General features: G+C 69.5%; 19 protein-coding genes and 4 pseudogenes. 14 read left to right on the forward strand and 9 right to left on the reverse strand.

Annotated features, from left to right (window positions below):
• Together BMG523DRAFT_RS07050 and BMG523DRAFT_RS07055 are read left to right on the forward strand one after the other, a co-directional pair.
• On the forward strand, positions 1-389 hold a 389-nt coding region (locus tag BMG523DRAFT_RS07050), incomplete at its 5' end, for a CAP domain-containing protein (RefSeq protein ID WP_134351685.1).
• A 399-nt stretch (positions 390-788) separates the two neighbouring features.
• The gene (locus tag BMG523DRAFT_RS07055) at positions 789-2,738 is read left to right on the forward strand and encodes a glycoside hydrolase family 26 protein (RefSeq protein WP_043590711.1); all 1,950 of its coding nucleotides are present in this window, start codon (positions 789-791) and stop codon (positions 2,736-2,738) included.
• 74 nt (positions 2,739-2,812) lie between these two features.
• Here the strand turns inward: BMG523DRAFT_RS07055 and BMG523DRAFT_RS07060 are convergent, their stop codons facing one another.
• Both BMG523DRAFT_RS07060 and mshB read right to left on the reverse strand, forming a co-directional pair.
• On the reverse strand, positions 2,813-3,037 hold the full coding sequence (locus BMG523DRAFT_RS07060; RefSeq protein WP_232235012.1) for a DUF1918 domain-containing protein: 225 nt from the start codon (positions 3,035-3,037) through the stop codon (positions 2,813-2,815).
• Between the two features lie 41 nt (positions 3,038-3,078).
• Complete coding sequence (gene mshB / locus BMG523DRAFT_RS07065; protein ID WP_043590713.1) at positions 3,079-4,002, reverse strand: N-acetyl-1-D-myo-inositol-2-amino-2-deoxy-alpha-D-glucopyranoside deacetylase; 924 nt, start codon at positions 4,000-4,002, stop codon at positions 3,079-3,081.
• Positions 4,003-4,190: 188 nt separating this feature from the next.
• On the opposite strand from mshB, the gene BMG523DRAFT_RS07070 reads away from it, so the two are divergent.
• Together BMG523DRAFT_RS07070 and BMG523DRAFT_RS07075 are read left to right on the forward strand one after the other, a co-directional pair.
• On the forward strand, positions 4,191-5,276 hold the full coding sequence (locus tag BMG523DRAFT_RS07070; protein ID WP_011437839.1) for a PLP-dependent cysteine synthase family protein: 1,086 nt from the start codon (positions 4,191-4,193) through the stop codon (positions 5,274-5,276).
• A 97-nt stretch (positions 5,277-5,373) separates the two neighbouring features.
• Positions 5,374-5,808 (forward strand): response regulator, encoded by a 435-nt coding sequence (locus tag BMG523DRAFT_RS07075; RefSeq protein ID WP_011437840.1) that lies wholly within the window; start codon positions 5,374-5,376, stop codon positions 5,806-5,808.
• Between the two features lie 31 nt (positions 5,809-5,839).
• Here BMG523DRAFT_RS07075 and BMG523DRAFT_RS07080 read toward each other — a convergent pair whose 3' ends face one another.
• From BMG523DRAFT_RS07080 to BMG523DRAFT_RS07090, 3 genes are all read right to left on the reverse strand, one after another.
• A complete protein-coding gene (locus tag BMG523DRAFT_RS07080; RefSeq protein ID WP_035909633.1) occupies positions 5,840-6,937 on the reverse strand; it encodes an amidohydrolase family protein in 1,098 nt (365 codons plus the stop codon).
• A 96-nt stretch (positions 6,938-7,033) separates the two neighbouring features.
• Complete coding sequence (locus tag BMG523DRAFT_RS07085; protein ID WP_011437842.1) at positions 7,034-7,405, reverse strand: hypothetical protein; 372 nt, start codon at positions 7,403-7,405, stop codon at positions 7,034-7,036.
• A 345-nt stretch (positions 7,406-7,750) separates the two neighbouring features.
• Positions 7,751-8,701 carry a LysR family transcriptional regulator gene (locus tag BMG523DRAFT_RS07090; protein WP_011437843.1) on the reverse strand — a complete coding sequence of 317 codons (951 nt, stop codon included), beginning with the start codon at positions 8,699-8,701 and terminating at the stop codon, positions 7,751-7,753.
• 164 nt (positions 8,702-8,865) lie between these two features.
• Here BMG523DRAFT_RS07090 and BMG523DRAFT_RS07095 point away from each other — a divergent pair, with 164 nt between their 5' ends.
• The 9 genes and pseudogenes from BMG523DRAFT_RS07095 to BMG523DRAFT_RS07120 all read left to right on the forward strand — a co-directional run bounded on the left by BMG523DRAFT_RS07095 (position 8,866) and on the right by BMG523DRAFT_RS07120 (position 15,868).
• Positions 8,866-9,534 carry a succinate dehydrogenase cytochrome b subunit gene (locus tag BMG523DRAFT_RS07095; protein WP_349256631.1) on the forward strand — a complete coding sequence of 223 codons (669 nt, stop codon included), beginning with the start codon at positions 8,866-8,868 and terminating at the stop codon, positions 9,532-9,534.
• 186 nt (positions 9,535-9,720) lie between these two features.
• Complete coding sequence (locus BMG523DRAFT_RS07100; RefSeq protein WP_011437845.1) at positions 9,721-11,658, forward strand: fumarate reductase/succinate dehydrogenase flavoprotein subunit; 1,938 nt, start codon at positions 9,721-9,723, stop codon at positions 11,656-11,658.
• 43 nt (positions 11,659-11,701) lie between these two features.
• Positions 11,702-12,448, forward strand: coding sequence for a succinate dehydrogenase/fumarate reductase iron-sulfur subunit (locus BMG523DRAFT_RS07105; protein ID WP_011437846.1), 747 nt, complete (start codon positions 11,702-11,704; stop codon positions 12,446-12,448).
• A gap of 407 nt (positions 12,449-12,855) precedes the next feature.
• Positions 12,856-13,352, forward strand: a pseudogene (locus BMG523DRAFT_RS25845) (transposase).
• 7 nt (positions 13,353-13,359) lie between these two features.
• Positions 13,360-13,458: pseudogene (locus tag BMG523DRAFT_RS22775) on the forward strand (transposase); the annotation flags it as partial.
• Between the two features lie 22 nt (positions 13,459-13,480).
• Positions 13,481-13,840, forward strand: a complete 360-nt coding sequence (locus BMG523DRAFT_RS27265) for an isocitrate lyase/phosphoenolpyruvate mutase family protein (protein WP_023840350.1) — start codon at positions 13,481-13,483, stop codon at positions 13,838-13,840.
• Positions 13,746-14,012 (forward strand): annotated as a pseudogene (locus BMG523DRAFT_RS26975) (isocitrate lyase/phosphoenolpyruvate mutase family protein); the annotation flags it as partial. The gene BMG523DRAFT_RS27265 and the pseudogene BMG523DRAFT_RS26975, both read left to right, overlap by 95 nt.
• Positions 14,013-14,042: 30 nt before the next feature.
• Positions 14,043-14,244: pseudogene (locus BMG523DRAFT_RS22785) on the forward strand (transposase family protein); the annotation flags it as partial.
• Between the two features lie 247 nt (positions 14,245-14,491).
• Complete coding sequence (locus BMG523DRAFT_RS07120; protein WP_043590734.1) at positions 14,492-15,868, forward strand: FAD-binding oxidoreductase; 1,377 nt, start codon at positions 14,492-14,494, stop codon at positions 15,866-15,868.
• Positions 15,869-15,943: 75 nt separating this feature from the next.
• Here the strand turns inward: BMG523DRAFT_RS07120 and BMG523DRAFT_RS07125 are convergent, their stop codons facing one another.
• Entirely contained in the window at positions 15,944-18,001 is a 2,058-nt protein-coding gene (locus BMG523DRAFT_RS07125; protein WP_148214917.1) for a DUF4012 domain-containing protein, read from the reverse strand.
• Positions 17,998-19,881, reverse strand: coding sequence for a polysaccharide biosynthesis tyrosine autokinase (locus tag BMG523DRAFT_RS07130; protein ID WP_043590716.1), 1,884 nt, complete (start codon positions 19,879-19,881; stop codon positions 17,998-18,000). Before BMG523DRAFT_RS07130 ends, BMG523DRAFT_RS07125 begins: the two co-directional genes overlap by 4 nt.
• Positions 19,882-19,998: 117 nt before the next feature.
• Here BMG523DRAFT_RS07130 and BMG523DRAFT_RS07135 point away from each other — a divergent pair, with 117 nt between their 5' ends.
• Positions 19,999-21,999, forward strand: a complete 2,001-nt coding sequence (locus BMG523DRAFT_RS07135; protein ID WP_011437851.1) for a nucleoside-diphosphate sugar epimerase/dehydratase — start codon at positions 19,999-20,001, stop codon at positions 21,997-21,999.
• Between the two features lie 159 nt (positions 22,000-22,158).
• On the opposite strand, the gene BMG523DRAFT_RS25225 is transcribed toward BMG523DRAFT_RS07135, so the two are convergent.
• Positions 22,159-22,326: a hypothetical protein gene (locus BMG523DRAFT_RS25225; RefSeq protein ID WP_023840357.1), complete on the reverse strand. Its 168-nt coding sequence runs from the start codon at positions 22,324-22,326 to the stop codon at positions 22,159-22,161.
• Between the two features lie 723 nt (positions 22,327-23,049).
• Positions 23,050-24,090: an NAD-dependent epimerase/dehydratase family protein gene (locus BMG523DRAFT_RS07140; RefSeq protein ID WP_035731585.1), complete on the reverse strand. Its 1,041-nt coding sequence runs from the start codon at positions 24,088-24,090 to the stop codon at positions 23,050-23,052.
• Between the last annotated feature and the right edge of the window lie 72 nt (positions 24,091-24,162).

Raw genomic sequence — 24,162 nt, forward strand, 5'->3', positions numbered from 1 at the left:
TGACCCTCGTGCTCGCGCGGGTCGTCACGCTCACCAATGCCGAGCGCGCCCGGGAGGGTCTCGCGCCGCTGACCGTCGACGACCGCTTGGCCGCCGCCGCGGAGGCGCACAGCGTGGACATGGCGACCCGTGGCTTCTTCGCGCACACCAGCCCGGAGGGACGCACGGTGTCCGACCGGGTGAGCGCTCTGGGCTACCGCTACGCCCAGGTCGCCGAGAACATCGCCGCCGGCCAGAGCAGCGCGGACGAGGTGGTGACGGGATGGATGAACAGCCCCGGCCACCGGGCGAACATCCTCATCCCGCGGCTGCGCCAGATCGGCGTCGGGCAGGCCACCGGCGGCGAGTATGGTCGCTACTGGACGCAGGTCTTCGGCACCCTGCTCTGACCGCTGGCACTCTGACCGCAGGCACTCAGACCGCAGGCGTACCGGAGGTAGGTCGCACCTTCGGCTACAAAGGTATCGGCATTCCCGCGCGGGCGTTGACCGACCGGGCCGAACGGATCACGATTTTCCTGCGCCGACCCCAAGGAACCGCCAGAACCGGTGACACCGCCGCCGCGAGCGGAGAATCTGCGCAATCCGGCTGTGCACGTTCCACCCGAACCGCCGGGAAGGACGACGTCACAAGTCTTCGCCCACGCCTGGAGAAGTGCGCGTCGAATCTCCGGACAACGACGTTCGACCATGCCCGCGAACCATTGATCTAGCTTCCTTCCTGGTTGATGAGTCAGCTTTCATCGACAAGCTCGACACGCGTTCCACAACCCAGGACAGGACTGGAGAATGCGCACAGAGAACAAACGGGACGGGACAGCGTCCCAGCCCAGGAGATATTCGAACGGCCGTCACGCGCGGACTCGAGCACGTCGCCACCGGATCGGCGGGCTGCTACTCACCCTCACCGTGGCCCTGATGACCGGGGCATTGACCGGACCTGCCCGCGCGCAGGCCCCGACGATCATCGAGGACAGCGCCATCGGCACCGGGCTCAACCAGGTCTCCTACACGGGGACGTGGACCCGGTGCACCGGGTGCATAGCCGGGCCCCTCGACGACGGCTTCCGGTACTCGTCGACCTACGGCAGCGTCGCCTCGTTCCAGTTCATCGGCACGCGGGTGACCATCTTCGGGGTCAAGGGGCCGTGGAGCGGCCAGGCCGCGATCAGCATCGACGGCAGCACCCCGGAGCTCGTCGACACCTTCGCTACGGTCGCGGTCGCGAGCTCGATCTTCACCTCGAACACGCTCACCGCGGGCACCCACACAGTGCAGATCACCAACCTGCACCAGCGCAATGCCGCGTCCCGGGGCTACGACGTCGCCTTCGACCGCGCCGAGGCGATCAACGAGGTGGCGCCGCCCCCGCCGACACCGCCGGTGCCCACGGCGCTCACCATCGAGGACACGACGATCGGCACCGGCACCAACCAGGTCTCTTACTCGACCGGGTGGACGAAGTGCACCGGCTGCATTACCTCCCCGAACAACAGCTTCTACTACTCGGCGACCGCCGGCGCGGTCGCCACGATCCGTTTCAGCGGAACGCAGATCAACATCTACGGCGCCAAGGGCCCGATCGGGGGATTCAGCACGATCCGCCTGGACGGCGGCCAGCCGGTCAACGTCGACACCTACGCGCCGACCTCGAGCATCACCCTGTTCTACAGCTCGGACAAGCTCGCCGCCGGCACGCACACCCTGACCCTGACGAATACCGGGCAGCGCAACACCTCCTCGCAGGGCAACAACGTCGGTTTCGACCGGGCGGAGGTCACCACCGGAGCGAACCCGCCGCCGGCCCCGCCGTCCTACGCCGGGCCCCGCTCGGGCAAAGGGTGGCTGACCGGAACCTATCCCGATCCGGTGATGAACCAGCAGAACCTGGAGGCGTTCTGCACCTGGCGCGGGGCGCCCTGTGACTTCACCCTGCTTTACACCACCCGGAACAGCTGGGCGAACGTCAGCCAGCCGGTGGATCTGCTGCGCACCTTCGCCAACTGGCCCGGCCGGTTGATCATCTCCATCCCCCCCTTCCCGGAGCACATCGGTGCCAGCAACGCGACCTGCGCCACCGGGGCCTACGACGAGTACTGGAAGACCTTCGGCCGCGTACTGAACGCCTACGGCCGGCAGAACTCCTACCTGCGAATCGCCTGGGAGGGCAACGGCGACTGGTACGAATGGTCCGCCACCAACCCCAAGGACTACGTCAACTGCTGGCGCCACGTCGCGGACGCCATCAACTCGACCGCGGAGCCGGACCCCACCCTGTGCTGGTGCCTCAACGCTCACTACTCGCAGAACCCGCCGAGCCACAACCCGATGGACATGTATCCGGGCGACGCCTGGGTGGACGGGGTCGGCCTCGACGCGTACGACCACTGGCCGCCGTCCCGGACAAAGGCCGAGTTCGACGCCCAGGCCAACGCCCCCGGTGGGCTGAACTACTGGTTCAACTTCGCCCGCGCGCACAACAAGCTCTTCGGCGTCGGCGAATGGGGGGTGGTGAGTACCAGCGGCAACAACGGTGGCGGTGACAACGCCAATTACATCCAGTGGATGTACGACTGGTTCGTGGCCCATGCCGGCAAGGGGCTGGCCTACGAGTATTACTTCAACAACTGCGACCCGAACAACGTCGGTTCGAACCTGTACCGACCGCTCAGCGCCACGTGTCTCTACCTGAACCGGCAGGCGGGCGCCCGCTATAAACAGCTCTACTCCGGGCAGTAGGCTCCGGAGGTGACGCCGGGTGCCGCCCGCCGGCAATGATTCAGTGGGCGGCACCCCTCCACCCGAGGGGGTCCTCAGCCGGGCCGCCGGTCGCGGCTGGGACGTAGCTCGACCGATTCATAGGCGGCCGGGATGTACCACGATTCGCGGCCGTCGTCCCACCGGACGATGAACGGCGCTCGGCCGCTCTCGCCGCGAATCTTGAGTATCACACCGTGGCGCTCGGTACGACCTGTTGCCGAATTACGCACGACGAGGCGGTCCCCGACCCTGGCGTACATGATGTTCCCGGTGTACATCAGGATTCCCTCCCGCGGTCCGTTCGCGGTCCGTTCCGGCATCAGCGCGTCGCCACTCCGTCGAACAGGTCGGTTTCCACGCCGGAACCCGAGCCCGGGCCCACCGCCCCCCGGGCCAGCACGAAGTTCTCGGTGGCCTTCGCCGACCGGCCGTTCCCGTCGACCAGAGCGAAGAAGAATCCGTCCACGGTCATCTGGCTGCGGTGGGCCCGCATTGCCGCGATCTTCGCGGCGAAGAAGCCCGGCGCCTCGATCGTCGTGGTGACCTTGGTATCGGGAACCGACAGCAGCATGTCCGAGGGCATCGTGATCCCCTCGGGGACCGTCTTCGCCAGGTCGGACCGCCAGATGCGGTCCACCGCGGACTCGACCGCGGAGTGGGACAGCGCCGTCTCGTACAACTTCGAGACCTGCCAGGTCGGACCCGCGTCGGGAGCGAAGTCCGGATCGGCCGCGTCGGCGAAGGCCCGGACGGTGACGTCGTGCGCCCTGATGTGATCGGGATGACCGTAGTCCCCGATCGCGTCGTAGGTCACGATCACCTGCGGCCGGACCTCCCGCACGATCCGCACGAGCGCCTCGGACGCGTCGTCCATGTTCGCCCGCCAGAAGCAGCGCGGGTCGTCGTTCGCGGGGCTGTCCAACATGCCGCTGTCCCGCCAACGACCGGCGCCCCCGAGGAAGCGGTAGTCGGTGACGCCGAGCTCGGTACACGCCTGTTCCAGCTCCCCGATCCGGTATCCGCCGAGCTGGTCCGCGCGGTCCGCCCGCAGGTTGGTCAGCTCGGGGACCAGCACCTCGCCCATCTCGCCCAGCGTGCACGTGACAAGGACCACCTGGGTGTCGGGATCGGCGGCGTAGCGGGCCATCGTCGCCCCGGTCGCGATCGTCTCGTCGTCGGGATGAGCATGGACGAACACGATCCGACGGGCCGGCAGCACACCGGAACCTTGAGTAACCGGCATAGCTTGACGGTAGGGGCGACCCACGGACGGCGCATCTCGACCATCGAACCGGTAACTTGCGGATACAGAGCCCGCAACCGCATCGATAACCCATAAGAGACAAACAGCTCACAGATCAACGAATCGACGAAGGCGGGCGGAAAGAACAAAGATCTTCATCCAAGCATGATCCGGGGAACGGGAAGGGCATGAGTGATGCACCCACCAGACAGGACGTCCGATGGACTCGGGAGGCCATTCGCCGAGTCGAGGCCGACACCAACAGGTCGGCGGACACCCACCTGTTCCCCCTGCACCTGTGGCCGGCGGAACGGGGCGTGGACATCTATCTGAAGGACGAGTCGACGCATCCCACCGGCTCGTTGAAGCACCGCCTGGCCCGGTCGCTGTTCCTCTACGGGCTGTGCAACGGCTGGATCCGGGAGGGGACGACGATCGTCGAGGCCTCCTCCGGGTCGACGGCGGTCTCGGAGGCCTACTTCGCCCGCATGCTCGGGCTCCCCTTCATCGCCGTCATGCCCGCCTCGACCAGCACGCAGAAGATCGCCCTGATCGAACGTGAGCGGGGTCGCTGCCACCTGGTGGCGGACGCCACCACGGTGTACGCGGAGGCCAGGCGGCTGGCCGAGGCCACGAACGGTCACTACATGGACCAGTTCACCTACGCGGAACGAGCGACGGACTGGCGCGGCAACAACAACATCGCCGAATCGATCTTCAATCAGATGGCGCTGGAGCGCCATCCCATCCCCACCTGGATCGTCGTCGGTGCCGGCACCGGGGGCACCAGCGCCACGATCGGGCGTTATCTGCGGTACCGGCAGCACAACTGCGCGCTGTGCGTCGTCGATCCCGAGGGCTCGGTGTTCCACCGCGCCTGGTCCACCGGCGACCCGCACGTCACCGGCGGGCACTCCCGCATCGAGGGCATCGGCCGCCCACAGGTGGAGCCGAGTTTCCTCCCCGACATCGTCGACCGAATGATCACTGTGCCCGACGCGGCGTCCGTCGCGGCCATGTTGTTCCTGGAGACGCTGACGGGCCGCCGGACGGGTGCCTCCACCGGGACGAACCTCTGGGGCGCGGTACGGCTCGCCTGCGAGCTGGTGTCCTCCGGTCACCGCGGCAGCGTGGTCACTTTGATCTGCGACGGCGGCGAACGGTACGCCGACACGTATTACTCCGGTTCCTGGCTCGACGCGGCCGGCCTCGACCCGCGGCCGTTCACCGAGATCCTGTGCCAGGCCGTGACCTCCGCGGCCTGGCCGGGCTGAAGCGGCCTGGCCGGCGCGGTGGCGACTCACCGAAAGCGATGCTACGGTTCCTCTGGCCACTAAATGCCACCGGTAAATTACCTACTGCGGTGATTTTATGCGGAACCTGTCGCAGGATCCGGCCGGGCAACGACCGGCCGACTCCGAGCCCGCCCGGCACGGCGAGACGGTCCTGATCGCCGAGGACGATGCCGCGTTGCTCGAGGTCGCCCGGCGGATCCTGAGCCGCAACGGCTACGAGGTGCTGGCGGCTTCCACCGCCCTCGACGCGTGCTCGATCGCGATCGAGCACCGGGGCGACATCCACCTGCTGCTCACGGACGTGATCATGCCGCGCATGCAGGGCAGGGAGCTCGCGAACCGCATCCGGGCCCAGCAACCCGGCATCCGGGTGCTCTACATGTCGGGATACGCCGATCCCGTCCTCACCGCGCAGGGGAAGCTGGACCCGGGGGTATCGCTGTTGACCAAACCCTTCTCCGAACGCACCCTGCTGGACAAGGTCCGGCAGGTCCTCGATGCTCCCCGCTGACCAGCCGCATACCCGGGGGACGCGGGGACGTTCAGGCAGAGACCGGCCGTCCGCGCAGAACGATGAGGTCCGGGGCGCCGAGCACCGCGACGTCGGCCCGCGGGTCGCTCGGATACACCACCAGATCGGCCCAGGCGCCCTCGGACAGGCCCGGATAACCGAGCCAGGAGCGGGCCCCCCAGGTCGCCGCGTCGAGCGCGGCCGCCGCCGGCAGCCCGGCCAGGCGAAGCTCGGCCACCTCGGCGGCGACCAGCCCGTGCGGGAGGCTTCCCCCGGCGTCGGTACCGACGAAGATCGGGATGCCGGCGTCGTAGGCCGCCCGCACCGTGTCATGGCGCCGGGCGTACAGGGCACGCATGTGCCGGGCGTAGGCGGGGAACTTCGCCTCGGCGCCCGCGGCGATGTCCTCGAAGGTCGCGATGTTCACCAGGGTTGGCACGATGGCGACCCCCCGCTCGGCGAACAGCGGGATCGTGCGCTCGGTGAGACCGGTGGCGTGCTCGATGCAGTCGATCCCTGCCTCGACCAGATCCGCGAGGGAGTCCTCGGCGAAGCAGTGGGCGGTGACCCGGGCTCCGGCGGCGTGCGCCGCGTCGATCGCGGCCTTCGCCACGTCCGCGGGCCAGCACGGCGCCAGGTCGCCCAGCCCGCGGTCGATCCAGTCGCCGACGAGCTTCACCCACCCGTCGCCCCGGCCGGCCTGCGCGAGGACCTCGGCGACGAGGTCGGCCGGCTCGACCTCCGCCGCGTAGTTGCGGAGGTATCGCCGGGGCCGGGCGATGTGCCGGCCGGCCCGCACCAGCCGGGGCAGGTCGTCACGGGCATCGATCCACCGGGTGTCGGCCGGGGAACCGGCGTCGCGCAGCAGCAGCGCGCCCGCCGCCCGGTCGGTGATGATCTGCTGCTCGGCGGTGGGCCTGTCGACGGCGCCGTGCGCGGCGAGGCCGACATGGCAGTGAGCGTCGACGAGGCCGGGCAACACCCATCCGGAGACCGTCCGTACGTCCCGGGCCGCCGCGCCGGTGGGGGCGGAGAAGGTGATCCGGCCATCGACGACCCAGACCTCGTCACGGACCTCCGTCGGACCGACCAGCACGCCGCCACGGATCCGCAGCGCCGGCACGTTCATATTCACGTCATATCCCTATCACCGTCGTCCGGTCACCGGCGCGCCGGCACCAGGCCCGTGGCGAGGACGCGCCGCCCGATCGGGCCCCGGAAGCACTCAGACGTCGAGCTGCGACTCGACGGCGCGCAGCCGATGACGGGCCAGCGCGAGGTTCGCGCGCGGCTTGTCGAGCACCAGATAGAGGAACAGGCCACGGCCGGAATGGCTCTGCAACAACCGGATCAGATGGTACTGGCGACCCAGCGTAATCAGGATGTCCTCGATGGTGTCCTGAAGCCCGAGACTCTCCATCGTCCGAATCTTCGCCCGGATGACCTCGGTGTTTCCGGCCGCGGCGATCTCAAGGTCGATCACATGCGTGTTACCGGCCGTTCCGAGGGTCATTCCACTGGTGAAGTCGACGAGGGCAACCCCAAGCGCCCCGCTTATCTCGAGCGATTCCTTCAGGGCAATGTCGACGCTGTTCATATCGCCTCCCGTGTGTTCGAGGTCGACGGCAGCTCCGACGCTGCCCCCGTTGTGCACTGGCGCCAGTTCACGCGAACCGCGCGTTGACAGTCGTCCCCGCAGCCAGTCATCCCCGCAGCCAGTCCCCGTAGACCGGAAACCGCCCGATCTACGACCGCTCGCACAACTTTAAGCCCACCCGACCGGATCGCGTGCGGGTGGGCGGAAAAAATGGGCTCGGTGGACAGGCGGACCACACGCCGAACCAGAAAAAGCGATGGCGATTCACGCGAAAAGAACCTGATCGTCACGCCATGAAAAGTCTGCCTCATCGAATACGTTGCACGAGAGCCCGAAGATGACAGATCACGTGCCGGCGGAGGTCGGTCCGGCGAGGAGCCGGGTGCCGTCGGGAAGGTTGCCCGAGGCCGCGGCGTCGCGGAGGTACTCCCACAGGACCCGTTGCAGCTCGACGGCGGCACGGGTCGGCTCGACGTCGCGGCGACGCGCCAGCCCGATGGTGCGTTGCAGCCCCGGGAGCACGAACGGGGTGACCCGCATGCCGAGCCGGTGGGCGACCGTGCTCGGAATCACCGCGCTGCCCAGACCCGCCGCGACGAAACCGAGCACGGCGTCCATCTCCCCGCCCTCGATCGCGAAAATCGGCTCGAATCCGGCCTCCCGGCAGGCCGTCACGGTGGCCTCCCGCAGGTCGTAGCCGCGGCGGAACATCACCATCGGGTGGTTACGCAGATCGGCCACGGTCAGCGGGCGTCCGGCGACGATCGGTGGCTCGTCCAGCGACGAGACGAGGACCAGGCTCTCGCGGATCAGCGGCGAGGTCGCCAGGGCCGGGTCGCTGCTCTGCAGCGGAAGGATGATCAACGCCAGGTCCAGGCTGCCCGCGGCCAGATCGCGGACGAGGTCGCGTGATCCCCCTTCCTCGACCAGCAGGCGGATGCCCGGGTACCGCTGGTGGAACAGTCGCAGCACGTCGGGCAGGAAGCCGGTGCACAGACTCGGGGTGGCACCGAGGCGCACCGTGCCGTGGCGTAGGTCGAGCAGCTCGGTGACCCGCTGGCGGGCGGTCTCGGTATCGGTGAGGATGCGCCGGGCGAGCGGCAGGAGCGTCTCCCCCGCCGGGGTCAGGCTGATGTTCCCCCGCGCGCGGTTAAACAAAGGTGTGCCCAGCTCCTGTTCCAAGGCGCGGATCTGCTGGGACAGGGACGGCTGGGCGACATGCACCCGCTGGGCGGCCCGGGTGAAGTGCCGGGTCTCCGCGACGGCGACGAAATAGGCGAGCTGGTGGAGCTGCACGCCGCCAGCGTAGACGTCGATAGGACGGCACTATCGAGTCCAGGTTTATCATGTCTTGGACCACTGGAGGGAGTGCGCTCTAGGGTGCGCTCGTGGCTGTGACAACCCCGGCGCGGTCGGCGTCCCCTGCGCCCACCCCGCGGCCCCCGCGATCTTCGTCCGTCCTGCGCAACCTGTGGCGGTCAACCATCGGCAAAAAGACCGTGATGGCCGTCACCGGGCTGCTGATGCTCCTGTTCCTGATCGCTCACATGCTCGGGAACCTGAAGATTTTCTTTGGCCGCGACGACTTCGACCACTACGCCGGCTGGCTCCGGACGATCGGCGAGCCGGTCCTGCACGATACGTGGTACCTATGGATCCAACGCGTCGTGCTGGTGCTGGCCGTGGGCCTGCACACGGTGTCCGCGTACCAGCTCAGCCGGCGTGACCTGCGGGCCCGGCCGACAAAGTACGTCCACCGCCAACGAGCCCGGGCCAGTTATGCCACGCATGTGATGCGCTACGGTGGAATCACCCTCGCGTTGTTCATCGTGTACCACATCCTCGATTTCACGACGCTGACCCTCAACCGACACGGGGTCGAAGGTGCCGCCTACGACAACGTCGTGTCGAGTTTCAGCGTGTGGTGGGTCACGCTCATCTACATCGCCGCCATGATCTCCCTCGGGCTCCACATCCAGCACGGCTTCTGGAGTGCGGCCCAGACCCTCGGTGTCAACAACCCGAAACGGGACCGAGTTTTCAAGGCCACCGCCAATGTCCTCGCGGTTCTCCTCACGGTGGGATTCGTGATCGTCCCGGTGTCGGTTCTCGCCGGCCTGGTGGATTGACGGCACGGCACTGGACCGATGGGTCACTGCACCGATGGGTCACTGCACCGATGGGTCACTGCACCGATGGGTCACTGCACCGATGGGTCACTGCACCGATGGGTCACTGCACTGGTGGATTGAACAGCCGACGGCTCCGCGGCCGACCTTGCGTGGCGCGGTGCCGGAAGCATGGGAAGGGCTGACATGTCGTTTTACAACCTCGGTGCCGACATCGCCGACACCGCGGCGCCGGACGTGCCGATCGAGCAACGCTGGGACAAGCGACGCTTCACCGCCAAGCTGGTCAACCCGGCCAACCGGCGCCGCCACACCGTGATCGTCGTCGGCACGGGGCTCGCCGGTGGCGCCGCCGGCGCCACCCTCGCCGAGCAGGGCTACCGGGTCATCCAGTTCTGCTACCAGGACTCGCCGCGCCGGGCGCACTCCATCGCCGCGCAGGGCGGCATCAACGCGGCGAAGAACTACCGCAACGACGGCGACTCGGTCCACCGGCTGTTCTACGACACGGTGAAGGGTGGCGACTTCCGCTCCCGGGAGTCCAACGTCTACCGTCTCGCGCAGACGTCCACCCAGATCATCGACCAGTGCGTGGCGCAGGGTGTGCCCTTCGCCCGGGAGTACGGCGGCCTGCTCGACACCCGCTCGTTCGGCGGCGTGCAGGTCTCGCGGACCTTCTACGCCCGGGGCCAGACGGGTCAGCAGCTGCTGATCGGCGCCTACCAGGCGCTGTCCCGGCAGATCGATGCCGGCGGCGTGGAGATACACCCGCGCACCGAGATGCTCGACCTGATCGTCATCGACGGGCACGCCCGCGGCATCGTCGCCCGCGACCTGGTCACTGGCCAGGTCTCCACCTACCTCGCCGACGCCGTCGTGCTCGCCACCGGCGGGTACGGCAACGTGTTCTACCTGTCGACGAACGCCAAGAACTCCAATGCCAGCGCGATCTGGCGGGCGCACCGGCGCGGGGCGTACTTCGCCAACCCGTGCTACACCCAGATCCACCCGACCTGCATCCCCCGCTCCGGCGACTACCAGGGCAAGCTCACGCTGATGAGCGAGTCGCTGCGCAACGACGGCCGCATCTGGGTGCCGAAGAAGGCGGGCGACACCCGCTCGCCCGACACCATCCCGGAGAACGAGCGCGACTACTACCTCGAGCGGATCTACCCGGGATTCGGCAACCTGGTCCCCCGTGACATCGCGTCGCGGGCGGCGAAGTACCAGTGCGACGCCGGTCGCGGCGTGGGTCCGGGCGGGCTCGGCGTCTACCTCGACTTCGCCGACGCCATCAAGCGGATGGGCGAGGACAAGGTCCGCGAGAAGTACGGCAACCTGTTCGAGATGTACGAGCGGATCACCGCCGAGGACCCCTACAAGGTGCCGATGCGGATCTACCCGGCCGTCCACTACACCATGGGTGGGCTGTGGGTGGGCTACGATCTACAGAGCAGTATTCCGGGGCTCTTCGTGATCGGGGAGGCGAACTTCTCCGACCACGGCGCCAACCGTCTCGGCGCGAGCGCGCTGATGCAGGGTCTCGCCGACGGCTACTTCGTGCTGCCGCCCATGCTGGGTGACTACATCGCCTCGACGAAGCTGGGCGCGGTCGACGCGAGCCATCCCGCGGTCGCGGAGACGGCGGCCGAGGCGACGGGCCGGCTGACCCGCCTGCTCGCCGTGAACGGTGACCGCACCGTCGACTCGTTCCACCGTGAGCTCGGCGAGATCATGTGGGACGAGTGCGGGATGGCGCGCAGCGAGGACGGCCTGCGCAAGGCGCTGGGGCGCCTTCCGGAGCTGCGCGAGGAGTTCTGGCGCCAGGTCAAGGTGCCGGGCGACGCGGGTAGTGTCAACCAGAGCCTGGAGCGGGCGAACCGGGTGTCGGACTTCCTCGAACTCGGCGAGCTGATGTGTGTCGACGCCCTGCACCGCGAGGAGTCCTGCGGAGGGCACTTCCGGGTCGAGAGCCAGACCCCGGACGGCGAGGCCCTTCGCGACGACGACCGGTTCGCCTACGTCGGAGCCTGGGAGTTCGCCGGCACGGAAACCCCGCCGGTGCTGCACCGCGAGGTTCTGGAGTTCGAGCACGTCCACCTCGCCCAGCGTAACTACGCGTGAGGCGGTACCGGTCAATGGATCACGACTGTACGAGGAGCCGACCGTGAAGCTCACCCTTCGGATCTGGCGCCAGGCCGGACCGGACGAACCGGGCCGCATGGTCACCTACGAGGTGCCCGACGCGAACCCGGACATGTCCTTCCTCGAACTGCTCGACGTGCTCAACGAGCGGCTGACCCTGCGGGGCGAGGAGCCGGTCAGCTTCGACCACGACTGCCGCGAGGGCATCTGCGGCGCCTGCGGAGTGGTCATCAACGGCCAGGCCCACGGCCCCCGGGAACGGACCACCACCTGCCAGCTGCATGTGCGGGAGTTCTCCGACGGGGACGTCATCGACGTCGAGCCGTGGCGCTCGGTCGCGTTCGGCGTCGTCCGCGACCTGATGGTGGACCGCTCCGGCCTCGACCGGATCATCCAGGCCGGCGGCTACATCAGCGCCCCGACGGGCAGCGCCCCCGAGGCGCACTCCACCCCGGTGCCCAAGGCCGTCGCGGACACCGCGTTCGACAACGCCACCTGCATCGGCTGCGGCGCCTGTGTCGCGGCCTGCCCCAACGGCTCGGCCATGCTGTTCACCTCGGCGAAGGTCGTGCACCTCAACAGCCTGCCCCAGGGCGCCCCGGAGCGGGCGAGCCGCACGCTCAACCTGGTCGAGGCCATGGACGCCGAGGGCTTCGGCGGGTGCACCAACACCGGGGAGTGCACCGTCGCCTGCCCGAAGGGCATCCCACTGGACAGCATCGCCACGCTCAACCGCGAGGTCCTGCGGGCCTCGATCGGCCTCCGGTAGATCCGGTAGGCATCCCCCGACCTGAAGATCGGCGCTTTCCGTCCATAGGTGTCCACCCGACGTCCGTAGGTTTGACTGGACGAATGGCTGTACGCGCAGCACGGGTGGAAGATCACTGAAAATCTTGCGGGTCCGGGTTCTGGTGTGGTGGTCGACGCCAGTGTTGGGATCATGCAGGGTGAGTGGGTGGGCGAGCCGGTCGGGCCGGATGCGTGGGAGACCTGCCGGGAGTTGATCCCGGCAGGCAGTGTGTTCGCGTTCCTGGCGGAGCACCGGGAGGTGCTGTTCCCGGCGGGGATGTTCACCGACATGTACCCGTCGTCGAACGGGCGGCCGAGTATGCCACCGCAGGTGCTGGCGGCCACGGTGGTGCCGCGGAGCCTGCACGGGTTGTCGGAGTCGAGACGGTGCGGGCGTTGCGCTGTGATCTGCGGTGGAAGGCCGCGGGCGGGCTGGGGCTGCTCGACGCCGCCGCCACGGTCACCTGCCCGGCCGGACACACCACCCCTCTGGGGCGTCCCCAGGCCCACGGTCACCGCCAGGACCAGTTCAGGACCCTGTGCCGCACCTGCCCGCGTGACCGTTGCGCCACCTCCCAAACCGGGCGAACCCTCACCATCCACCCCAAACACGCCCTGCTGGCCGCCGCCCGCCACGAGGCCACCGACCCGGCCTGGCCGGACGAGTACCGCCGCTGGCGCCCCCGGTCGAACGCGGGATCGCCTGGCTGACAGCCCACGGCAACCGCCGGGTGCCCTACCGCGGCGTGGCCCGCAACGACAGCTGGCTCCACCACCGCGCGGCCGCTCCCAACCTCCGCCGGCTGGTCAACCTCGGGCTCACCCGCACCAGCGACAACAGCTGGATCCCGACCACAGCAGCCGCGGAACAAGATTTTCCGTGATCTTCTAGACGAAATCATGCGGGCCGTGTGCGTCGACGTCGAGACCGAACTGGTCGAGTTCAACGGCGAGCGCGACCACGTCCATCTTCTGGTCAACTTCCCGCCGAATCATTTGACAGGGCACTGACATGACACTCGACTGGTTCTCGACCGATACTCCTGTACGTCTCGGGTTGGGGGTGCATGATGGCCTGTCCGCTTGTGTGACTGACAAGCAGAACATCGACTTCGTCTGGGTGAGCAGTTTCTGTGTGTCCGCCGTGCTGGGCCTTCCCGATCTCGGACTAGTGGATTCCTCCGAGATGGCCAGTGTGGTACGGACCGTGGTGAGGGCGACGCGTTATCCGGTGGTTGTGGACATGGATTCCGGGTACGGGGGGCCCGCGCAAGGTAGACCTGGCGGCGCGGACAATCTCCCAGGCCGGCGCGAGCGCGGTGTGCATCGAGGACAACACGCTGGACAAGCGGTCGAGCCTGTACCCCGGTGAGCGGGACCTGGCCAGCGTGGAAGAACAGGAGAAACGCCTCCGCGCCACGCGCCGCGGGCTGGAGCCCAGCTGTTTCTTGATCACCCGAACCGGAGCGTTGGTGGCCGGGCACGGCGTGGCCGAGGCCTTGAACCGCGCGAACCGCTATGTGGATGCCGGCGCGGACGCGGTGTTTGTGCAAGCCACGCGACCCGACGGGGCGCCGAGGGGCGGTGTCCTGACCCGCGAGCACAAGGGGCACAACATGATTCACAATGCGCTGCGCCGTCGGTGAACGAGGGAACGGGCTGCTCAAGGGCACCTTCAGCGTCCTGCGCAACGTCACGATCGACCCCTGGAAGATTGGATCCGTCGTGAAGGCCTGCCTCGTGCTGCTCCACATGGAACACCAGCGCACCACCTAGAGATCAACCCGCTCCCATGGCATTGTCGCTACGGAACGCGACGAAAGGTTGGGTGATGTCCCCGAGCTCGGCGAGGAACACCGCGGCCTGGGTCCGGCCGATTCCGTGCCCGGTGAGCAGGGCCTGGTGGCCCCGGTCGCGGGCGAGGCGGCCGGTGAGGGGACTCGACGACGGACTATAAGTCGGAAGGCCGGTGAGGTGGTGCTGTAGACAGCGGATCCGGCGTCGCGGGAGGATAATGGCGGCGGTGGGAAATCACCCGATTGAGGCGGACGTGACGGAATCGACGGACACGACCCGACCGGCCGGGAACGCCGCGGGGCTGAGCGCGCCGCACGGGTCACGCCCGCGGCCGGGGCACGCCGTTCCCGACCAGGTCGCGGTGATCGGCGGCGGGATGGTCGGGCTGTGCGTGGCGTGGTTCCTCCAGGACCGCGGCAGGCGGGTGACGGTCTTCGACCGCGACCACCTCACCGCCGGACCCACCTGGGCCGGGGCCGGATCCTCCTGGGGCAATGCCGGCTGGCTCACCCCGGGGCTCGCGACGCCCCTGCCGGAGCCCGCGGTCCTGCGCTACGGGCTGCGGGTGCTCCTGCGCCCGGACTCACCGGTGTACGTGCCGCCGGTCGCCGATCTGGGGCTCGCCCGTTTCATCGCCGGATTCGTCCGGCACAGCACGACCGCGCGGTGGCGAACCGCCATGCGCGCGCTGGTGCCGTTGACCCGCGCTGCTCTCGGTGCCTTTGACGAGCTCGCGGCGGGCGGCGTGACTGCGCCGACCCGCGCCGCCGCCCCGTTCCTGGCCGGCTATCGCGACCGGTCCGGCCTCGACGCCCTCCTGACGGAGCTCGCCGAGATCCGGGCGACCGGCCAGCCCGTCGATGCCGAGGTGCTGGACCCGGTGGCCGCCCGCGACCTCGAACCTCTGCTGTCCGAGCAGGTCCGGTACGTCGTATCCGTGCAGGGGCAGCGGTTCTGCGATCCCGGCCGCTTCGTCGCAGCCCTCGCCGACAGCGTCCGGGAACGCGGCGGCCTCGTGCACGAGGCGATGGCCATCGACGAGGTGCGCGAGGCAGGTGGCCGGGTGGAGTTGCTCGGACCAGGGGGGCCCGCTGGGCCTTACGACGCGGCAGTGATCGCCACCGGCGCCTGGCTTCCCCGGCTGGCCCGTCCGTTCGGGGTCCGCCTTCCCGTCCAGGCCGGTCGCGGATACAGCTTCCTGGTCGCGACCGAACAGCCGCCGAGCGGTCCGATCTACTTCCCCGCCTCCCGGGTGGCCTGCACGCCCCTGAGGGACGGCCTGCGGGTCGCCGGCATGATGGAGTTCCGCCATCCGGACGCGGCGGCCGACCCGCGGCGCATCCGGGCGGTGGTCGAGGCGACCCGCGGCCTGCTGCGCGGGGTGGACCTGGACACCCGCGCCGCCGAATGGGTGGGACCACGCCCGTGCACCCCGGACGGTCTGCCGCTGATCGGCCCGACCATCTCGCCGCGGGTCTTCATCGCCGGCGGGCACGGCATGTGGGGCATCACCCTCGGCCCGGTCACCGGCCGCCTCCTCGCCGACGCCATCGCCACCGGTGCGCCCGCGGCCGAGCTGTCCCCGTTCGATCCGCTGCGTTGAGGACGAAGCGGATCAGGCCCCGATGCGGGCGACTCGATGCGGGCGAAGGTCAAGAACTCTCTGTAGTCAGAGTAGTCAGTTCTGGGTTTGGGACGACCCTTGGGATGACCAGGGAGGGACGACCGGTAGCCCCTGCACCTCCAGGCGCTCCGCGACGGGCAACGGCTGTGGACGCACGGTGAGTGCCGGGCCGCCTACCGGCTCCCGGACCTTGATTTCCAGGGTCCGGGTCTGGCCGCGATCGACGGTGAGATAGGTGGAGAGCACGGGATGCCCGGACTCGGAACCGCCGGCGAGGCCGATGGGCACACCGTCGAGCCGGGCAGCGACGAGCCAGCTGCCTCGGCCCGTGTACACCGAGAGCCAGAGATTGTTCTGCGCCCGGAGATTCCCAGCGGCATCCTTGAGATCCTGCCGGTGGCGCACATAGGCCGGCAGCCCGCCGGGGGCGGCGTTGGTGAGCCGGATCGTGATCGTCGCCAGGCCGGCGCCGTTCGGCTGCCGCTGCATGCGGTAGGTGGTCTGCCGCCGTAGCCAGTAGTCCAGCTTGCTCGCCGTCGCGTTCTGGGTGACGACCCCGAGAAACGGCCCAGGCGCGTCCGGCAGCGCACCACCCAGCGCCGTGGACGAAAGAATCCGCTGCTCCTCGGCGTGGTTGCTGGATATTTCCAGCCGACCCTCGCGAGCGGCCCGTCCCAGCGCGGTCACCAGCTTCGTCGTGTCGCCGGCTCCCGACTCCACGGCCGCATAGACGGCCTGACCGACCTGGGCGAAGAAGCGGTCGCGGGCGGCCGCGTCCATGATCTCGCCATAGACGCGCGACTCGACGAGATCGACCAGGTGCCCCGCGGCCACCGACGTGCCGTCGGGGAGCACCGCGGGCCGGCTCGCGGCGAGAAGATACGACAACGTCGTGGGGTCGAGGCTGATCGTGCCGTCGACGTCGAGGCCCGTGCCGGCCCGGTAGAACGCGCTGTAGAGCCTGCCGGCCATCGGATAGTCGGGGGTCAGGTTGATATTCGCCCAGATACGGTCGGGCCAGAAGGCGCCGTAACGGGCCGCGAACGGGACCGGCAGCCCCGTCGCCGGTCGCTGCTGGGTGGGGCCTCCCGGCAGAGCACCGTTGCCCGAGATGCCGTCGATGGACAGCCGCCCGTGCTCCGCGGTCAGCAGGCCGAACCCACCGATGATCCCCCCGTTGGCGCGGGACTCGGCCGGGTTCTGGACGATCAGCAGGTAGCGACGGACACCGCCCCCGCCGAGCATCTCGGGACCGACCCGGGCGGCCAGAACAACGGTGTCCAGCGCACCGGCCAGGCGCCGGCTCCGATCGATCATCTCGGCGCGGGCGTCGGCGATGCCGCTGACCCGCCCGGCCCATCCGCAGTCCGGTACGTTCTCCGCCGCCGCCCGCAACGCGGAGAGGGCGTTGAAGGATCGCTCGGCCGGGCGGCGGACCGCGGCGAGCGCCCGGACATTGATCGTCATACGCTGGCGCAGCACCCGCGGATCGAGGGAGGGACCCAGGTCGGCCACGGCCGGCAGGCTGGTGCCGGCGGCCGCGTCCACCTCTCGGATCAGCGTCGCCGCCGAGCGCATCGGGCAGCCAGCGACGGGCAGCCGCCCGAACGCCGACCACACCGGATCCGAGGTCAGGGCCCGCGCAGCGGTGGCCCGCCGCCGGATCTGCTCGATCTGCGATCGCAGCTCGGCCTCGCGGGGAAAGTCTCCGCTCAGAACCTGCCGCTGCAGGACGGCGATCCGCTGCCTGGCCTCGTCGAGACGGGACTTGGCCAGCACTCCGCGCACGACCACCCAGGCGGTCATCGCCACCAGCACAACGAGGGCCGTCGCGACCCCGGCGGCCAGCCGGCGGTACCGGGCTCGGCGACCACGGTGACGCCGGCGACCACGGCCGACGCGGTGCTGCCCCGCCCTGGCCTCAGCACCTCCACCCACGTCCCGCCCACCCACGTCCCGCCCACCCACGTCCCGCCCACCCACGTCCCGCCCACCCACGGGCGCCCGCGTGAGCAGGTCCGGAACCCGGTCCAGGTCCGGAACCGGATCCAGGACCACCGGATCCAGGCCCGGAGCGGACCCGGTTCTCTCCCCCGGTGGCGAATCCGTCATGGGGAGGACGGCGGCCGGGTCGCGCCGTTGTCATCCGGCGTCGTCCCGCCAGCCGGGTCCGTACCGCGCGGTGTCCTTCCACCGACGGAGATGATCTCCTCGGCCGATCCGCGTGCCGCCGGCACCCTGACGTGCGGTCCGCCGCTCGGGACAGTCATGGCGCTCGGGACAGTCATGGCGCTCGGGACAGTCGTGGCGCTCGGGACAGTCGTGGCGCTCGGGACAGTCGTGGCGCTCGGGACAGTCGTGGCGCTCGGGACAGTCGTGGCGCCGTCGGGCAGCGGGTCCCGCGCCGAGCTCGACTCGTCGCCACCGTCGGCTATCCCGAGACGCGCCGTGGCGGCGGGAACCGGCGTCACGGCCGAAGCCGGAGAAGCAGGAGCCGGAGAAGAAGGAGCCGGTGACGGCAGCGACGGAGGCGAGGTGACCGGCCAAGCAGGCCGGACCCCGGAATCGGGCGCCGGGATCTCCAGGGTTCGGGGCGAGGAGGTCCTGGCGTGCCGGCCGCGTGACACGTAACCGTCGCCCGGGCCGTAGTCGTAGGCGTCGGGTCCCTTGACCGGCACCATGTTCAGCACGGTGCCGATCATCCGGGCGTCGACCGCCCGCAGCGCCTCGACGGCCCGCCGGAGGTGCTCGCGGCGGGTCCGCCCGGCCCGCGTCACCAGCAGAACCCCCTCGACCCGGGTGGCGAGCACGGCCGCGTCAGTCACCGGTAGCAGGGGCGGGGCGTCGACCAGGAGGATGTCGAAGCGGGCGGACAGCAGGTTGATGAGTCCGGCCATGCCCTTGGAGCCGAGCAGCTCGCTGGGATTCGGCGGGATGGGGCCGCTGGCGAGGACCTCTACGCGCCCCTCCCCGACCCGACCCTCCCCCCAGGGCTGCAGGACGTCGTCGAGGTCCGCGGCGCCGATGAGGACCGAGGTGAGCCCGGCGGCGGACTCGACCCCGAGGTACTCGCCGAACGACGGCCGTCGCAGGTCCCCCTCGATCAGGCAGACCCGCGCACCGCCCTGCGCCAGGGTGATCGCGAGGTTGCAGGCCACGGTGGTCTTGCCCTCGCCGGGGACCGCACTGCTCACCAGGATCGATCGAGGTCCGGTGTCCACCTCGACGAACTGCAGGTTGGTCCGCAGCTGGCGGAACGCCTCCGCCCGGGCCGAGCGGGGCTTGGCGTTGATGATGAGGGGATGCCGGTCGGCGGCACCGTCGTAGCCGATGACGGCGAGGTTGGGCAGCTCGGTCGTCTCACGGGCGTCGTCCTCACTGGACACGCTCGTGTCGAGGCGGTATCGGACGATCCCGGCGGCGCTGCCGACGATCAGCCCGAGCAGCGCTCCGAGCGCGAGGTTGCGGATCGGCTGGGGCGAGACGGGCGAGACGGGCAGCTTCGCGTGTTCCCAGACAGTCACCCGCACGGAGGGTGGTTCGTCGGCCGACGGCGTCTCGATCTTCGCAATGGTGGTGGAGAACGTCTCACCGACAGCATCTGCGATGATCATGGCTCGTCTCGGGTCGGAATCGCGCACGACGGCCTGGAGCAGCACGGTGTCCGGGACGGCGTGCGCGCTGATCTGGGCCCGCAGGGCCTCCGGAGTCGCGTGCAGGTGCAGGCGTGCGATCACGGCCGTCGCCACCCGCTCGCTGGCCACCAGGTCGGCATAGGACTTGACGCGTTGCTGGGAGAGCAGGCCTCCCTGGTAGGCCGAGGCGGCTCCGGCGCCCCTGTCCGGCGAGGAGACGACCATCGTCACCGAGGCGGCGTACTCTTTCGTCGTTCGCCAGGTCGCCATGGCGGCCAGCAGCCCGCCGAGGACCACGCCGGCGATCATGATCGTCCAGCTTCGGCGCAGAACACGGACGTAGTCGCGCAGCTCCACCCGTCGACCACCCTCCCAGGACCTAGGTCCCGACCACTCACCGTCATCGAAGACCGACTCAACATACTCGATGAGTAGTCATTCTTTTACTCTTAGACACGCTTACTCTATGGCCTCATGTGGAGACGTAGAGTAGACGGAGTGGGTCATGGTCGGTGGACAGCGCACATCGCACGGCGCGTCTCCCGGCTCAACCTCCGTCAGCGGGTCGGCCTGCAGATCACTCTGGACAGTGCGGCGCTGGTCCTGGGCCTCATCTCGGCCCAGATCGGCCGCCTGGACTTCACGCTCGGCGCGCTGAGCGATCTCGGCTTCTGGGTCATCTGCACGCTCGCCGTCTGCGTGCTCCACTTCCTGGGTACCGCCCTGCACCTCTACCTGGGGCGCTACCGCTTCGGCGGCTTCGAGGAGGTCCTCGGCCTGCTCGTGTCGGTCCTGCTCACGGTCGTCAGCGTGGCCGTCGTCATCGCCGCGTTCGGCTCCCCGAGACCCGTCCCGCTGAGCGTGCCGCCACTGGGCGGCGCGGTGGCCCTGGTCGTGATGTTCGGCATCCGCTACCTCTGGCGGCTGACCGAGGAACACCTCCGTCGGCCGAGCAGGGAGCACGCCGAACCGCTCCTCGTGTTCGGCGCCGGTGACGGGGCTGAACGGGTACTGGCGGCCATGCTGCGCACCCGGAACAGTCCTTACTACCCGGTCGCGCTGCTCGACGACGACCCGAGCACACACAACCTCCAGCTACTCGGGGTCCGGGTACGTGGTGGCCGGGAGCGAATCGGCGCCGTCGCCGAGTCGACCGGGGCCAGGACCCTGCTCGTGGCGATCCCCAGCGCTGACGGCCCACTGCTGCGGGAGATCAGCGCAATCGCCGAGGGCGCCGGGCTGACCGTGAAGGTGCTTCCCCGCGTCGCGGACCTGATCGACGGGCGGGTCGGCGTCGGGGACATCCGCGACCTCGACCTCGCCGACCTCCTCGGCCGGCGGCAGATCCGCACCGACATGTCCGCCGCCGCGAGCTACCTCGCGGGCCGACGGGTGCTCGTGACGGGGGCGGGCGGATCGATCGGTTCGGAGCTGTGCCGTCAGATCTCCGGCTACGGGCCGGCCGAACTGATCATGCTGGACCGGGACGAGTCGGCACTGCGCGCGGTGCAGCTGTCGATCTCCGGCCGGGCGATGCTCGACGACGACGCCATCGTGCTGGGCGACATCCGCGACATCGACCTGATGACCACGCTGTTCACGGAGCGCCGGCCCGAGGTCGTCTTCCACGCCGCCGCGCTCAAACACCTCCCGCTGCTCGAACGCTTCCCCGGCGAGTCGGTGAAGACCAACGTCTGGGGCACTCTGACGATCCTGGAGACGGCCGTGGCCTGCGGCGTCGACCGGCTGGTCAACATCTCCACGGACAAGGCGGCGAACCCGACGAGCGCCCTCGGCTACTCGAAGCGGATCACCGAGCGGCTCACCGCGTGCCTCGCCCGCCGGGCCCGCGGAACGCTGGTCAGCGTCCGGTTCGGCAACGTCCTGGGCAGCAACGGCTCCGTCCTGACCGTCTTCGCCGGCCAGCTGGCCGCCGGCGGGCCGATCACCGTCACCCACCCCGAGGTCACCCGGTACTTCATGACCATCCACGAGGCGGTGCAACTGGTCCTGCAGGCCGGGGCGCTGGGATCACCCGGCGAGGCCCTCGTGCTCGACATGGGCGAGCCGGTGCGCATCGCGGACGTGGCCGCCCGGCTCGTGGCTCGGGAGAACCGGCCGATCGAGATCGTCTACACCGGGCTCGGCCCCGGCGAGAAGCTCCATGAGGAGCTCCTCGGTGCGGGCGAGGACGACCATCGACCACACCACCCGCTGATCTCGCACGTGGACGTGCCCGCCCTGGACCCGACCCACGCCCTCGCCCTCGATCCCTGGGCCCCGCCGGAGGAGGTGCTGGCCGAACTCGCGGCCCTCGCCGGCGCGGACGCCGCGGCGGACGAGGTCCCGGCAGGCGCGGACCGACCCGGGGACGGGGGCGCGACCGCAGGCGGACCCCTGGCCGCCGCGGACGTGACCGGGCGGATTCCCGTCCAGCCCACGGCGTCCAACCATCAACCGCATCCGGCCCGGTGACGTTTGGGATCATCGGGTCCTGGCGGGCGACCACACATCCGGCGCAGCCTTGAGCCGTCGCCAGATCAGCGGCGGCCGGGCAGTCCTCATCATTCCTCCGGTGGAAGCAACTGGGCCAGATCCAGTCCGCGGAGGCCAGACAGATCTGGGCCTGGATTGTCATCGGTCGAGGCCGTCGACCGCACGGGACCGGATCGCGGCGAGGATCTGATCCCAGATCGTGGCGGGCAGGCGGATCTCCCGAAGGCCCAGATAGCCGTAGCGCAGGTCAACGTGACCGTCCGCGTGGCGGACCAGGCCGCCGGCTTTAGCCGGCGGAGGAGTCACGGCCGTCGGAGCCGCTGATGCAGGAACTCGGCCGCCGGGTTGCCGCCGTCTGAGCCCGCGCCGAGTGGTTACAGATCCGGTACGTCTGGTTCCGTCCAGACCGTGCCAAGGCTAGCCTCCCAGCATGGTCTGGAACAAGCGCGGGAACACCGGTGGCGGCGCCTCGTCCGGCAGCGGGGGCACGAAGCGTGGCGGGTCGGGAAGGACTCCGCTCAACGACGGCGAAAGATCAACAACCCTCACCTGCCCCCGCTGCCAGGGCGAGGGGCAGATCGGCAACCCGGCCGCGGAAAAGGATGAAGACGGCACGTTCACCGGCCGTGACCTGATCAAGTGCCCCCGCTGCGGCGGCAGTGGGACGGTGAAATCCAAATGAGTGAGCCGGTGCCGTTCATCCGCATCCGGTGCAACGCGTGCCGCCGACGGGTGAGTCGGGAGATGGAGAACGCGCGTAAGGGTGGTGCGGGCCTGCCGAGGCTGGAGCGTGATCTCGGACCGTGCCCTCACTACCGAACGGTGTGGCGGGAGGGGATGGGTCCGGGGACGGAGCCGCCGCCGGACCCATCGACGCCGGAGGAACGTCGCCAGGGCCCAGTCTGACCCCGGGCACGCCAAACGACGGCCCAGGCACCCGCGAGGGACGGCCAAGACATCTTGGTGGTGCGGGAGTGCCTGGACGGCCGAGAGTTTGTCGGATGCCGGCGGATGATCCGCCATCCAGGCTCAATCCCGGTCACCGTGGACGGCGGACGCGGGCAGCATCGCGTCCGGCGGCCCGGCGGCTGGCGGCCCGGCGCGGTCCGCCCCCAGCCGGTCGGCGTACCAGGTCACGGTTGCCGCCAACGCGGTGGTGAGATCCGCCCCGGTCACGTCCGGGAACAGCGAACGCATCGTCGTCGTGTCCGCCTGGGAGTCCCAGATCTCCCCGGGCCGGGGCGCGGCGTGCTCGACGACCAGCCGCCGGCCGAGAATCTCCTCCAGCCGGGCGATCAGGGTGAGCAGATCGGTACGGGTCCCGGACCCGATGTCGACCGGGTGTGGATGGGTCAGCCGGCGGCACACCGCATCGCACAGCATCCCGGTGACCAGCTCGACAGGGATGAAATCGCGCGTCTGCCGGCCGTCCCCGCGCACCGTCAGCGGCCGGCCGGCCAACGCGGCCTCGATGAAGGTCGGCACCACGGCCGCGTACGCGTGCCCGGCGGACTGGTACGGGCCGAACACGTCGAACAGCCTGACCGTGAGCACCGGCAGACCGAAACTGGCCTGGTAGGACAGCGCATATCCCTCGGCGGCGAGCTTCGAGGCCGCGAAGGGACTGCGCGGAAGGCACGGGGTGCCCGCCGAGGGCGACAGCGGACCCGCGCCAGCGGCGGCCGACCGATCGCCAGCGGCCGACCGGTCACCATAAACCGATGAGGAGGACACGACGACGACGTGCGTCTCGGCCCGGTGGGCGACGCCGAGCACCGTCAGGGTGCCGGTCGCGTTCACCGCGTGGGTGGCCATCGGGTCGAGCAACGACCGTTCGACCGACGGCCGGGCAGCCAGATGCACGATGCTCGACGCCCCGGTGCACGCCTGTTCGACGAGCGTCCGGTCGGTCACGCTGCCGACGACGAGCTCGGCCGGCAGCCCCGCGAGATTCGACAGCGCCCCGGTACTGAGATCGTCGATCACGACGACCTCCGTGCCTGCCGCGAGGAGCGCTCTGGTCAGGTGGGCCCCGATGAAGCCGGCCCCACCCGTCACGACTACCTTCACCATTCATCACCCTTCGAGATCACGATGATACAGATAGTAGTATGATCGGTCGCCTACACCGGCCATCTCTTC

It is taken from the genome of Frankia sp. BMG5.23 (assembly GCF_000685765.2).
Lineage (GTDB): Bacteria > Actinomycetota > Actinomycetes > Frankiales > Frankiaceae > Frankia > Frankia casuarinae.

What these genes read in the sequence shown, in the direction of transcription:
- mshB (WP_043590713.1), bottom strand. Translation starts at nt 4,002, where the DNA reads ATGCCGGTTACTCAAGGTTCCGGTGTGCTGCCGGCCCGTCGGATCGTG.
- BMG523DRAFT_RS27265 (WP_023840350.1), top strand. Translation starts at nt 13,481, where the DNA reads ATGACACTCGACTGGTTCTCGACCGATACTCCTGTACGTCTCGGGTTG.
- BMG523DRAFT_RS07085 (WP_011437842.1), bottom strand. Translation starts at nt 7,405, where the DNA reads ATGAACAGCGTCGACATTGCCCTGAAGGAATCGCTCGAGATAAGCGGG.
- BMG523DRAFT_RS07075 (WP_011437840.1), top strand. Translation starts at nt 5,374, where the DNA reads ATGCGGAACCTGTCGCAGGATCCGGCCGGGCAACGACCGGCCGACTCC.
- BMG523DRAFT_RS07100 (WP_011437845.1), top strand. Translation starts at nt 9,721, where the DNA reads ATGTCGTTTTACAACCTCGGTGCCGACATCGCCGACACCGCGGCGCCG.
- BMG523DRAFT_RS07080 (WP_035909633.1), bottom strand. Translation starts at nt 6,937, where the DNA reads ATGAACGTGCCGGCGCTGCGGATCCGTGGCGGCGTGCTGGTCGGTCCG.
- BMG523DRAFT_RS07055 (WP_043590711.1), top strand. Translation starts at nt 789, where the DNA reads ATGCGCACAGAGAACAAACGGGACGGGACAGCGTCCCAGCCCAGGAGA.
- BMG523DRAFT_RS07070 (WP_011437839.1), top strand. Translation starts at nt 4,191, where the DNA reads ATGAGTGATGCACCCACCAGACAGGACGTCCGATGGACTCGGGAGGCC.
- BMG523DRAFT_RS07125 (WP_148214917.1), bottom strand. Translation starts at nt 18,001, where the DNA reads ATGACGGATTCGCCACCGGGGGAGAGAACCGGGTCCGCTCCGGGCCTG.
- BMG523DRAFT_RS07135 (WP_011437851.1), top strand. Translation starts at nt 19,999, where the DNA reads ATGTGGAGACGTAGAGTAGACGGAGTGGGTCATGGTCGGTGGACAGCG.
- BMG523DRAFT_RS07060 (WP_232235012.1), bottom strand. Translation starts at nt 3,037, where the DNA reads ATGTACACCGGGAACATCATGTACGCCAGGGTCGGGGACCGCCTCGTC.